The organism is Lentilactobacillus diolivorans DSM 14421, from assembly GCF_001434255.1.
Taxonomy (GTDB): Bacteria; Bacillota; Bacilli; order Lactobacillales; family Lactobacillaceae; genus Lentilactobacillus; species Lentilactobacillus diolivorans.
Genome location: NZ_AZEY01000032.1, coordinates 1 through 13189, shown reverse-complemented (window position 1 = coordinate 13189; position 13189 = coordinate 1). Strand labels below are relative to the sequence as shown.

Annotated in this window: 6 protein-coding genes and 1 pseudogene; 6 read left to right on the top strand and 1 reads right to left on the bottom strand. The window is 39.6% G+C overall.

Features of this window, described 5'->3' with window-relative positions; all coding sequences use genetic code 11:
* Nucleotides 1-407 precede the first annotated feature (407 nt).
* The 4 genes and pseudogenes from FC85_RS03925 (at nucleotide 408) to FC85_RS03910 (ending at nucleotide 8955) form a co-directional block, all read left to right on the top strand.
* A complete protein-coding gene (locus tag FC85_RS03925; RefSeq protein WP_057864258.1) occupies nucleotides 408-4874 on the top strand; it encodes a S8 family serine peptidase in 4467 nt (1488 codons plus the stop codon).
* Between the two features lie 654 nt (nucleotides 4875-5528).
* Nucleotides 5529-5825 (top strand): annotated as a pseudogene (locus FC85_RS03920) (isochorismatase family protein); the annotation flags it as partial.
* 351 nt (nucleotides 5826-6176) lie between these two features.
* Complete coding sequence (locus FC85_RS03915) at nucleotides 6177-6983, top strand: TraX family protein (RefSeq protein ID WP_057864256.1); 807 nt, start codon at nucleotides 6177-6179, stop codon at nucleotides 6981-6983.
* A gap of 40 nt (nucleotides 6984-7023) precedes the next feature.
* Entirely contained in the window at nucleotides 7024-8955 is a 1932-nt protein-coding gene (locus FC85_RS03910) for a S53 family peptidase (protein WP_083484940.1), read from the top strand.
* Between the two features lie 131 nt (nucleotides 8956-9086).
* Here FC85_RS03910 and FC85_RS03905 read toward each other — a convergent pair whose 3' ends face one another.
* The gene (locus FC85_RS03905; RefSeq protein WP_057864254.1) at nucleotides 9087-9617 is read right to left on the bottom strand and encodes a DUF3267 domain-containing protein; all 531 of its coding nucleotides are present in this window, start codon (nucleotides 9615-9617) and stop codon (nucleotides 9087-9089) included.
* Between the two features lie 319 nt (nucleotides 9618-9936).
* Between FC85_RS03905 and FC85_RS03900 the strand changes: the two genes are divergently transcribed.
* Together FC85_RS03900 and FC85_RS03895 are read left to right on the top strand one after the other, a co-directional pair.
* On the top strand, nucleotides 9937-11826 hold the full coding sequence (locus tag FC85_RS03900; RefSeq protein ID WP_057864253.1) for a S53 family peptidase: 1890 nt from the start codon (nucleotides 9937-9939) through the stop codon (nucleotides 11824-11826).
* A 414-nt stretch (nucleotides 11827-12240) separates the two neighbouring features.
* Nucleotides 12241-13035 carry an alpha/beta hydrolase gene (locus tag FC85_RS03895; RefSeq protein WP_057864252.1) on the top strand — a complete coding sequence of 265 codons (795 nt, stop codon included), beginning with the start codon at nucleotides 12241-12243 and terminating at the stop codon, nucleotides 13033-13035.
* Nucleotides 13036-13189: the final 154 nt, after the last annotated feature.

Here is a 13189-nt window from a genome sequence, read left to right as displayed (position 1 = left end):
TGCCGAGCTCTCATTTTTTGCTTTGTAATAACTAAGGAGACTGAATGAATCATTCCCATGTCAGATATATTATTCTTATAATGAATGTGAGACGCCGGTAGATAAGATTTCCTGTTTGTCGTTACTTTTTAGTTTTTCGGACTTTTTTCAATCCTAAATTATTCTTACCAAGTTTCCGTATCGCTGTTAAGCCTGGAGCTATCGGGCTTAGCAGCTATTTTTAACTTTCACCTATTAAGTATCTTTTTTAATTAATTGTTTTTATGAAGAAGCCATTGTAATTAATGATTGACGAAATTGATATATTAGCATTATACTTTTTCTTATGATAATTTTATTGTATTATCATAAAACGAAAATGCAATGAGAAAAAAGGTACTACAAACATGAATGTAGGAGGTTTTTATATGCAAGAAAAGTTTAAAGAATCTGATCGGGGTGGGATGTATTATAGATTGCACAAAAGTGGGCATCAATGGTTGGCACTTGTTCTCATTTCAACCGGGTTGGCATTAACATTCTCCGGTGTTGCCTCGGCTCAAGCAAGTGATATTGGGGGTAATCCTAGAACCGTCCGAACATATTCGAGTTTGATTAACAGTGCGAATTCTAAAAATCAGTTAAGTTCGCAAGGTAACCAAATAAAATCAGTGAATACTCAGACAATTAATGCAACTCAAACGGCTAAGGCAATTTTGCCGCTTAACGAGGACGCGTTAACCAAAGGAAATGTTACTGAAGCATGGTCGCAAGGGTTTAAAGGCCAAGGAATGGTTGTTGCTGATATTGATACTGGTATTCAAAAGCATCCAGATTTTCGACTGTCAAATGATAAGACTGCCAAAATTTCAGAGGACATGGCTAAAAAAGAGATTAGCAACAAAGGATATGGTACATATGTTAGTTCTAAAATACCCTTTGCTTACGATTACGTTAGCAATGACAACGATAGTTATGAGCCGACGGAAAAAACTTCTTTCCATGGTCAGCACACTGCTGGGACCATAGCTGCTAATGGTCAAGCTAAAAATCCTGATGGTCAATATGTCTCTGGTGTTGCTCCTGAAGCTCAGATTCTAGCGATGAAAGTATATGATGGTTTCCCTGATGAATCGTCAAATAATATATCTCGGGCAATTCATGACGCGGTTGACCTGGGTGCGGATGTGATTAACATGTCATTAGGGATAGGAGTTGCCCGGCAATCGTTAACTGATGAGGAGCAGGAAGCAGTTCAATACGCAACGGATCATGGCGTATTTGTTTCAATCGCAGCAAGTAATAACGGCGCTGCCGGTAGCACTTATGGTTCTGGTCAGCCAGGTAGTATCGCAACGTCATATCAGCCAGCCAATGAAGGTTTAATTGCAAATCCTGGAGCAGCGGAAAGTGCAGCTACAATTGCCGCTGAGAATACATCGATTGGTAGTGGTGATGACATGGCGTCATTTTCTTCTTGGGGGCCAACCCCTGATTATACGTTAAAACCCGATATAACAGCACCGGGTGTTGCGATTCAATCAACTTGGGAAAATGGTGGTTATGAATCAGATAGTGGGACATCAATGGCAACACCGTTTATTGCTGGTGCTGCTGCATTAGTGATGCAAAGGCTCGCGAAAACAAATCCTGATTTGAAAGGTGCCCAGTTAGTTCAAACGGCCAAAATAGCTTTAATGAATGCATCCCAACCAATGACTGATATAAGCTATTCGGGCGTTCTGGTATCACCTCGGCGTCAAGGATCCGGAAAGGTAAATGTTTCAAATGCCGTTAATTTGACTACTTCTGCTACTAATGCTGCCAATGGTGAGGGATCAGTTTCACTAAAACAGATTGGTAGAACAGCTAATTTTTCATTACAGGTTACAAATCGTGGCATGAAGACAGAAACTTATGCTGTTAGTGATAATGGCGGTCCACAGACAGAGACACGGGATAATACTCAAAATTTGGGAATTATTCATGATGTTAAAATTGAAGGTGCTTCTTTGCGACCATCGACCAGTAAAGTAACGTTAGCTCCAGGGGAGTCTCAAAAAGTTGACTTTATGTTAAATCTAGGTGATAAGTTGGCTCCGAATAGTGTCGCTGAAGGATTTGTCACGTTTAAAGCAACTGATTCAAGTCAAAACTTAACGGTACCGTATTTGGGGTATGCAGGTGATCTGACTAAAGAGAACGTGATTGATAAGTCAGCCAATCAAAAAGGAAGTATTTTTGGTGGTGGCTATTTGTATGATGAAAATAACATGCCTCTTGGTATTACTGATTCCGCATCATTATCCAATTTGATTAATAGTAGCAATGGCAAAATTTCCTGGAGCAATGTGGGTTCTAAAATTGATAGTCATAAAGTTGCGTTTTCACCCAACAATGATAATAGCTCTGATACCGTTAGTCCGTATATTTTTACAAAGCAGAATTTGGCAAACGTGACAGCCAAAGTTTTAGACCAATCGGGTAAAGTTATCAAAATAATTGACCAAGAAAATAATACTGATAAATCATTTTATCAAGATGGTAATACGTGGGATCAAGATTTGACTTTGTCACCAACTATGAGGAATGATCCATCCAAATTTAAATGGGATGGAACTGCATATGATCAATCAACTGGTGAAAATAAAGTCGTTCCAGATGGTCGATATACCTATCAAATGATGACTACCAACTATAATGATGGCAGTCAAAAACAACAAAGTTTTGATCTACCGGTCACAGTTGACAATATTGCACCCACAATCGATGATACTAAATATCAAAATGGCACATTAATGGTTGGATATAGTGACAAAGGGGTAGGTTTTACTTCTCAATCCAATATCGTTTTATCTATCAATGGTGTTGAGGAAGGCGCTAATTTAAATAATGATGGTAAAAGTAATAGTGGGACCTTTAGTTATAAATTTACGGCACAACAACAGAGGGCTTTAGCAAATGGAGATGGTCATGTTAAGTTGATATTAACTGATTTGGCCGGTAATAAGGTCGTTAAAGATATTCCAACTATTCAAGGAATTGGCAATAAAGTAGTTAAAACTAATCCCAAGGCACCACAATTTAAATGGGAGCGGATTGGTGACCGAAATGATGCTGATAATGGCTATGCCCAAAGTGGTATTGAACCTTGGTGGGTTGTTAACACTTCAGATTCCAAAGCGACTTTTAAAGCAAAAGTACCAGTTGGTGATCCTGATTTGAAAGCATATGCCTTTGATAAATTGTCTGGCCGAACCTTTTTAGGAAAAATTAATGCTAAAACCGGAATTGTTACTTTTAACATTTCCCTTAACGGACAACTGTATCTTGAACTTGAGGGGTATGCAACAATTCCAACGGAAAAGTTTGGTACGTTAGCACAATCGCCAGTTGATGGCCTGCTTATTTTTAGTGATCCGGACTTTCCGGCTGTCTCTAAGCTAACGCCAAAAGTCAAAAATGATTTTGTCGATGAGGCGACAGCAACCAAACAGATTCGTAAGATTGGCGGAATACCAATCATTCCTGGACATAGAGTATCTGATTTAACCACTCGTTTTAATCCAACTAATGGTATTAAGTTCACGGGTTTAAATGACAATAATATAACGATTATTGGTGCTGGCAGCAAACTATATGACACCAAAAATCAACAGTTGACTATTAGTGGTAAATTGGATGATCCAAAAGATAAATTAGTGATCCTAAAATCACCAAATGAAAAGGACAAAAAGAATGTTGTCAGGATTAACAATGATGGGACGTTTAGTTATCAGATTCCATTTAAGCAAACTGAGCAACGAGGCGTTGGTTATATTTTGACAACAAAAGGAAAAGGAGAAAAATATGATGTCACCAACCGAGGAGTTCTTGAAATTATCACTGATACTAGTTTTCCTACGTTGAAGATGCCACAAGCTGACTCGCTAAGATTAAATCCCCAAACTGGTGAATACGATGTCACAACAACAGATGATATATTTACAATTAGTGGTAATGTGGATGATAATGTCAGCGGGTACCGTTTATATGCTGATAGTGATAATGTTTTTCATGAGCAGAATGATGCTGGCTTCAATGTTCACGATGCGTCACAAAAATCAGTCAACCCCTATCCGGCTCATGAGTTCAAACAAACATACAATTTGGCAATGGGTAATAATTATTTTAAGATTTCAGCTGTTGATCAGGCTGGTAATACGACCACCAAAACGTTTCATGTTGTTCGTGAGCAGATACCTGTGAGTGAACCAATCTCTTCAAGTTCGTATGATGATAATGGATTATCAAGTATCCAAAGTTCTCAAACTAATTCTAATCAGGGTCAATCGGCAAGTAATTTGGGAACAACGGCTACTACCGTGACTACCCAGTCTGACAGTAAGACCAAAGTTCGACGGTTACCAAGATCGGTTGCTAAGAAAGGAACGCTTATTTACGCAATTCAAAGGCTTAGCTTATATCGTAGCAGTGACTTCTCAACTAAAACACGACGATTGACATTTGCGAAACAAGCCATTTTAAAGCGACCGGTTTTCAAAGTCTTGGGCTATGTATATTATGGTAATGGTAACTTATTAAGATATAAAGTTCGGGATCTTAACAAGAATTCTAAAACTTATGGTAAAGTTGGATACATTACTGCTAATTCTAATTATACAAAACCAGCATATTATCAGAGCAAATCAACTGATGTGATTGTTTTGAGCCATGCCGGAATTGATAGTTATCGAACCAAACTCTTAACCGGTAAGATTAATCATTATAAGCGTGGCGATAAATTGTATATCAAGAAATTGATTCATATCGGAACTGTTACTCGCTTTAGACTAATAAATGGTCAGTACATTTCAGCTAATCGAAAATTGGTAACAGTTGTAAGCTATAAATAACGGTTCAAATTAGGAGGTATTTTTAAAGTGGTGGACATCAAATTTCCCAATATTAAGTTGGCTCCGGTAAGTTAAAAATAAAGAAATGCTGATCATGCCAACCACCAACCGTCGTTATGAGCCAACTGATGAGCAATGGGTCCAAATCGAATCTTTTTTCACCGTGTCGAACCGGTCGCCCGCCGGATTAATCAAACCATGTTTAACGCGCTGCTTTGGGTGGCACTTAAGCGATCCCACCCAAACAGAATACTCGGCCCAAATGGGGAGCTGATTGGGTGCAATATAAGGAGCGGTATTTAATTGAAGGCTTTTTTAACCGACTCAAACACTTTCGTCATATTGAGACTTGATTTGATAAATTAACTAAGTCGTTCTTGACTTTTATTTAAATCGCTGCAATCTTCTTACTAACAAAATAGTTGGAAAACTCACCCTGATCTCACGAAAAGGGTAACGAAGTTTAAAAATCCAAGAATCACAATTTATATTGGAATCTCTCAATATAGGCGTGTTTCTTGGATTTTTTTATTTCTCCTCGATTGAATTAATAAATTCATCGATCACTGCCGAAAAACTGTCAGCATTACTCAAGTTATCTTTTTGAAAATAGCCAAGTTATTAATGACAATTGCCGATGATGAAAAGAGTCATAACGTCATTAAAGTAACTAAACATAATCCAGGTGCTTTTTTTGGAACTGATCTTGATCTTCAACTTAGACGAAGAGGGATTGATACCATTATTTTAACGGGGGTTGTGACCGGAAATGGGATTTATGCCACCGCATTAGATGCTTTTCAGTATGGTTATAAGGTGATTGTGGTTGAAGATGCGATTACCGATCGTGATCAACAACTTCATGAAATGTTTTTCACAAAATTGTTTCCCAAAATTGCGTTAGTATCTTCGACTGATCAAATTTTGAAAGAGATTGAAACAAGTTTATAAAAGTAAGATGATCGATAATTATCGTTTGAATAAAAATGGCTTCCAACGCATGAATTTGCGCCGGAAACCATTTTTTGGTTGGAAATTAAGTTGTCGATTGTTGTGTTTCGTTTACTAACTGGCTCGGACATCAAATTGTTAACATGCATCATTATTCATCGTTATCCCCAAAATCATTCCTGTGAATCATAAACTATTCTTAGGCCGCAACAATAATTTCCGAAATTGTTTTGATTTATTCCAAAGAAATAATTGACAATTTATGTTAGGTACGATATCTTTATTAAATCAGTTAGCTACTCAAGCGACTAACCGAACACGTAGGGCACTTAATTATTTGGAGGAAAAGTGATGTTGATAGAAAAAGTTAAGAAAAAAGGGTTAACCAACTTTGATATAAAAGTTCTGGGAATTGTGTTGATGTTTATCGATCATGTTCATGAAATGTTTGCAACAGCCGGAGTCCCGACTTGGGTCGATATGTTTGGCCGGCCGGTCGCAACGATTTTTATGTTTTTAAGTGTTGAGGGCTTCACTCATACCCACAATCAAAAAAGATATTTATTCCGACTATTAATTGGTTTCTGGGTGATGGGAATTGGAAATTTAATAGTTAGCCATTTGTTTGGTGGAACTGATGTCTTTCTTGCAAATAATATTTTTTGTGATTTGTTTCTAGGCGTTTTAACGATGTACGGGATTCAAACAATCAGTAGTGGTTTGAAGCGCCATCAGTTCCTTGAAATACTGACTGGTGTATTAGTCATTGCGCTGCCATTGATTTTTAGTGCACTTCTTATGGAAATCATGCAGGGAAGTTTATCGGCTTATTTGTCATATTTCATGCTGGGTATCCCAATGCCTTTGACAGCTGAAAATTCATTTTTCCTCTATCTTGGACCGGTGATGTATCTACTGCGTCGTCATCGTGGCTGGCAAATGATTGGGATTGCTTGTGCAGCATTGATCTCAACCGGGTTCAACTTTACCGGTTTGTTCACTGCGAACACTCAGTGGTTGATGGTGTTGGCCGTTCTGCCACTCTCGGTTTATAATGGGCAACTCGGCAAGAGCATGAAGGGCTTTTTCTATGGCTTTTATCCAATTCATATTTGGGGATTGTACATTTTGGCCTGGCTGCTGGGTGTCGGCCGATGATCCGTTGACGATAACCTAGACAAATCTTTTTATTATTTCGATGTTAAGAAAGGTGAATCAATTGAAAAGAAAACAACTTGTAGTGACGCTCCTTAGTGGGTTAAGCTTTCTTGTATTGGGGTGTCATGTCACGGCCAGTGCCGATGCCCATCAAGATCCGACAATCGCTAATGTCGTCTTTAAACCAACCAGTGAACTTAATTTAACCAACTATGTTTATGACACTGTTGATCCAAAATCAACTCGTTTTCATCAGTATCTAACGCCGAATGAGTTTGCCGAAAAGTTTGGCCAATCTGACAACTATATTACTGGTTTTCAAAAGTATTTAGCGAAACATCACGTTAAATCGTTTGCTTACCGAGGCAACTTGTCTTTGAAGGTCTATGGCACTCGCCAAAACGTCAATCGGGCGTTTAACGCGAAATATGTAAAGGAAAAAGGGCAGGAATGCAAGACAACTTACCGATTGCCCGGTTATTTATCCAAACAGGTTGTTGCAGTTATGGGGTTGGATCAGGCCAAGCCCAACCATAAAAAGCCTGCTAAATTAAAATCCCATCAGAAGGCAGCCGTTGATCAATTTCAAGCCGCCGCGACTGAGGGTTCAATTGCAACCAACAGTAATAAACCCGATATTACGAGTTTTGGGAATCGTTTTTCAAAAAAGTATGGTGTATTAAAATTTGCTAATCAATATCAGCTAAATCAGCTCTATGACAAAGGATTAGCGGGTCAAGGACAACGGATTGGAATTATTTCCAGCAGTGATTTTTATAATCGTGATTTGAAAGTTTATTGGCATCAGGCAGGTGTTGATAATAACCTTGGGCGGATTCACAGAATCTATACGGCTGACAACCGGAAAAATATCCAAAGACGTTTGAACCTAGCCATGACGTCTCCACAAATTGAAGCGACTTTAGATGTTCAAATGGCGAGTTCTGTTGCCCCTAAAGCCGATGTTGACTGTTATATTGGCGATAACGGGGATGATATTACGACCTCTGCAACTGCGCACTACATGTCGTTTATGCAGGCAATTTCCGATAATATCGATAAACAACTGTCAACCAGCTTTGCGCCAACCATTGAGCTCAAAAGTCAGTGGCATGATCACAGTTTGACAATGGCTCAGTATAATCATGCATTCAATTTAATGTTGGAACAGGCTGCTGCTCAGGGAATTACGGTGTTTAGAGCTAGTGGCGACAGCGGCGTGAGTGAGAGAGCCTCCTCAAAAGAAAATCATGCATTTTCGACGTCACCTTATCAAGTTATTGTGGGTGGGACAACCCTTCCTTATACCAAAATTGTTAATGGTAAGGTCATCACTGTTTCTAAAGAACGCGCTTGGGGAAATACTGATGGCGCGAGTTCCGCTGAAATAAAAAGTGGTCATTTTAGTGGTAGCGGGGGCGGCTTCTCGGCTTTGAATGAAACACCGCGATATCAACAAGGCGTTTCTGGAATCAATACCTTTAGGGCGATTACCTTACTAAACTATCACCCGACGACTTCTAAATATACAATTAATAAAGACCCCAATATTATTACAGGAACTGGCACAGGCCGGAACTTGCCGGATGTTGCGGGGAATGCTGACATCCAGACGGGCTATGCCACCTATTTTTCTGGCAATGAAGCAAGTTTTGAGACTGGTAAAATCCATTCAGTTTTCAAGAAATATTGGATCATGAGTGGTGGGACAAGTTATACGTCACCACAAATGGCTGCGGCCAATGCGGTCATGAATAGTGGGCGGAGAACTCCAATTGGCTTTTGGAACCCGCAAATTTATCAATTTGCTCAACAAAGTGATTCGCCCTTTAATGTCTTGGATAGTCCAGATAGCAACAATCTGTATTTTACCGGCCAGCCGGGGAAACTATACAACCAGGCTGCCGGACTTGGAACAATTAACTTTGGCAAACTTTATAATAAGTTCAATGATCAAAGTCGTTCTAATTAAATAAATTAAATCCAGTTAGAAGCCTGATCTTATTCAGTCTGCTAACTGGATTTTTTTGGACACTGCGACTTTATGGTGCAAAGATGGGATGCATTTCCTATGTTGGCGCAGATGGTAGTAATTAATGTATTTTAAGATTGGATATAAACGTCAATCCCATTACTGGTATCCTCAACTACCGCACCAATGGGTGAAAAAATTAAGACGGATTCCAGATATAAATCGCCAACACATCCAGAAGAATGAATCGCAGCGATCAGAACAAATTCGGGACCTGATAAGACATTCACCAAGGATAACAGCCATAAAATACCGGTAATTAATAGTAGTGGCATGATCCCAATGATCATAAATTGCCAGCGTGGGTATAAAGTACCAGGGTTGGTAGCGTACAGCATCCCACCCTTGAAGCCATATTTGACATGACCGCTCGGATGAAAAAGCTTATAAAATAATCCATGAATTAGCTCATGAATGATTAGGGAGCTAAACAAAAAAATCATGAGGATTAATAATCGAAAGCCATCAAACGAAAAGCTCGTTTTGTGGCTTAATGGCAGTAACATGAAGATAAATAGGATAAAAACAGGAATTGCGGATAAATTGAGGATAAGTTGTAATTTCTTATTTGTCATTAAATCAATTTGTTTGTGAAGTTTCATTGTGGACCGTCCCTTCAGATAAGTTGTTTTATTGCTTACATCGATTAACGCTGAAACAGGTTATCTGGGTCAAACTGATTTTCTTGCTAAATGTCGCTTTTTAGAACATAAGGTTACCTTAAGTATACAGGATTAGGCAAAGCAATTTCTTGCCAACAAAGAATAGACACTAAAATGAAACGTAAACCCGACGTTAATCTGTGATGTTTACTGATGATATTAATTCTTAGGAGCGTTTGAAGGCCGCCGAATCTTTAAGACTGTTATAATTGACCCAAAATAATGGTAGAAAAGAGTGATTAAATTGAGGGGAAAACAAATGATCATTGCAACATTGAGTGGATTGCTGGTTCTGGGGGCCGGTTTTACTGCCAATGCCAAAGCTAAAAAAGTTGATAACCGGTTTACCGTTGTCAATGTTGCATTAAAGCCAACGAGTGAAACCAATCTGACTAATTATGTTTACGATACGGTAAATCCTGATTCTGCCAGTTTTCATCAGTATCTGACACCGAATGAATTTGCCCAAAGATTTGGACAATCCGGTTCTTATGTGGCAGCGTTTAAAAAGTACTTGCGCAAGTACCATCTCAAGACGAATGCGTACGCAGGTAACCTGTCATTGAAGGTTCGGGGAACCAAAAACAATGTCAATCGGGTTTTCAAGGCAAAATATGTCAATAAATCAAAGACCAGCTATCAATTACCGGGTTATTTATCCAAACGGGTTGTAGCCGTTATTGGCATTTACGCGGCCAATCCTAATTCTGCCAAAAAGAAGACAACTAAAAAACAGCCGACAAAGAAACCAGCTGTTGATACCAAATCACTTTCCAGCCATGTTGATATCCCGACAAGTGACACCAAGCCTGATACAACGCTTTCCGGTAATTCTTTTTCGAAAAAATATGGTCCGGCCAAGTTCGCTAATCGCTATCAATTAAATCGACTTTATAATCAAGGCTTGGCAGGCCAGGGCCAACGAATTGGTTTAATTGTTCATACTGATTTTCGTAATAGCAATATTCAAAAATATTGGCAACAGGTTGGTGTTAATTCAGATACGAGTCGTCTCCACCGAGTTTACGTGGCGGGAAGTCCAAAGAATGTCACTGCACTTTCGAACCTTGTTTTTAATATGGCACAAGTTGAAACAACATTAGACGTTGAATCTGCAAGTTCTGTTGCACCAAAAGCTGATATTGATGCTTATATCGATTTGGCACCAAGTGGGGCAACGACCAATGCATCCGGTCATTATACGGCATTTATGCAGGCAGTTTCCGATAATGTTGATAATCAGATTAGCACCAGCTTTTCTCCTGGTGAAGAAGCCAAGAGCGGTTGGGAAGATAAAAGTGCTAATCTGTCTCAATATAATCATGCGTTCAACTTAATGTTGGAGCAGGCGGCCGCTCAGGGAATTACGGTTTTTCGAGCCGGCGGTGATCATGGTCCCTATGATGTGCCGGGAACTTCTCAAACCAATGCCGTTTCAACCTCACCTTATCAGGTCATGGTAGGGGGGACAACGCTGCCATATACAAAAATCATGCATCAGAAGTTGATTAACGTGAACCAGGAACGGGCTTGGGGCGACACGTATAGTGCAAGTGCGTCTGATTTGAAAAAGGGCTTCTTCCCTGGCGGTGGTGCCGGCGGCTTCTCGGCATTAAATCCGACACCACGTTATCAATTAGGCGTTCCCGGTGTGAATACATTTCGGGCAATCCAATTATTAAAATATATTGGCAAAGGCCATTTCTTAGTTAACAAGAATCCGAAGGTTATAACGGGAACTCGCCAAGGTCGGAACTTCCCTGATGTTTCAGGAAATGCCGATCCGCAAACGGGGTATGCAACCTACATTGCCGGTAACAGTATGACTAAAAAGCATAAACGGGTCGTTCGAATCCCATATAAACTTTGGTTAATGGGTGGCGGGACCAGCTATACGACACCTCAGATGGCCGGCGCAAATGCCGTTATGAATAGCGGCCGATCAACTCGAATTGGCTTCTGGAACCCACAGATTTATAAGTTTGCTCAAGAAACCGATAGTCCATTTAACGTTTTGGCTGGTGCCGATAACAATAATAATCTTTACTATACTGGACAACCAGGCAAAATCTACAATCAGGCAAGTGGGCTTGGAACAATTAATTTCGAAAAGCTAAATGCTGAGTTTAATAGTGAAGGGTCCAATTAGTTGTCGAGCCAGTTAATGAAAAAATGTCAATAGCGTTGTTTTAGCCGAGTACGTCGTGTATCCCAAGCCATCTAACGTCAAGAAAATTTGAACCCAGTATCCTGGCTTGGTGGTCAGCTTAGTTGGGGCTGATATGAAAGAAAAGTTGAAAGCTTAAATTAAGACATGCTACCGATTTTTGATAGTGTGTTTTTTGATTGATAGGCATTGTTTTAAAGTATTCAATTTCTTGATTTTAGAACATATTTTAAGTGATAAAATACTTTTTATTTGGCCCAATTGAAATAAATACCAAAAAGTTCGGAAAAAAAACTTTTGTAGTGCGTTTCCTAAGTGCAACCAATTGACTAACAAAAAGTAACGGTAGATACTGCAGGTGTAAATGATTATGTAAGTGTACGAGGGGGATTTACGATGACAAATTTAGTAATTAAAAAAGATGTTGAATACGATCCAATTAACCATCAAGTAACCGATATTTACTATGACGGCGATCTCAAAGAAGCTTGCGGCGCCCTAATTGACATTCATGGTGGCGGTTGGTTTCGTGGCAATAAGTCCAAAGATGCCGATTCATCGGAACGGTTTGTTGGTGAAGGCTTTTTGGTTGTAACGCCGGCTTATCGAATCACGCCAAAGGCCTACTATCCGGCACCACTTGAAGATATGGATCATCTTTATGAGTGGCTTAAAAAAACAGATCTGCCATTTGATCATGATCATATTGGCGCCTTTGGCTCATCAGCTGGCGGCAACATGGTCGTTGAGCTGGGTATTAAATACGGGATCCCAATTGCTTCACTTTCCGGGATTTTGGATATTGATGACTGGCTCGGCAAACATGAGGACGTTGTTGCCGCAGAGGGTGATACCAGTGGTTTTAATTCAACTGCTAGTGCTAATATTAATCAAACGGGGGCTAACGATCCATTCTACAAATGGTTTGTTACCAACTACTTCAATGGTCGAACGGATCAGTATGTTGAAGCAACCCCATATCATCGGGTCACTGACAAGACCGGTCCAATGTATTTGGCAAACTCGTTAAACGAATTTGTCCCGACAAGTGGCGTTTTAACACTTGCCCAGGCATTGACTGATCATCAGATTCCTTACACAACGCGAATGGTTCCGGGCAGCCGCCATGCCAAAGGGTATCTTGATGATGTGTATGACGATGTTGTGGCGTTTTTGAAACGAAATGTTTAGAAGATAATGCCTAGTTGTTAGAGAGCAAAATGACTTTTTGAGACGACATATAATAGATTATGATGGTTCTTGCATGACTGACGATGTCAGTTAACTAACTAACGCGTTGTGCTAGTTATGAAACATTCAAGCATAGCGGCCAAGTTTCAAGCCG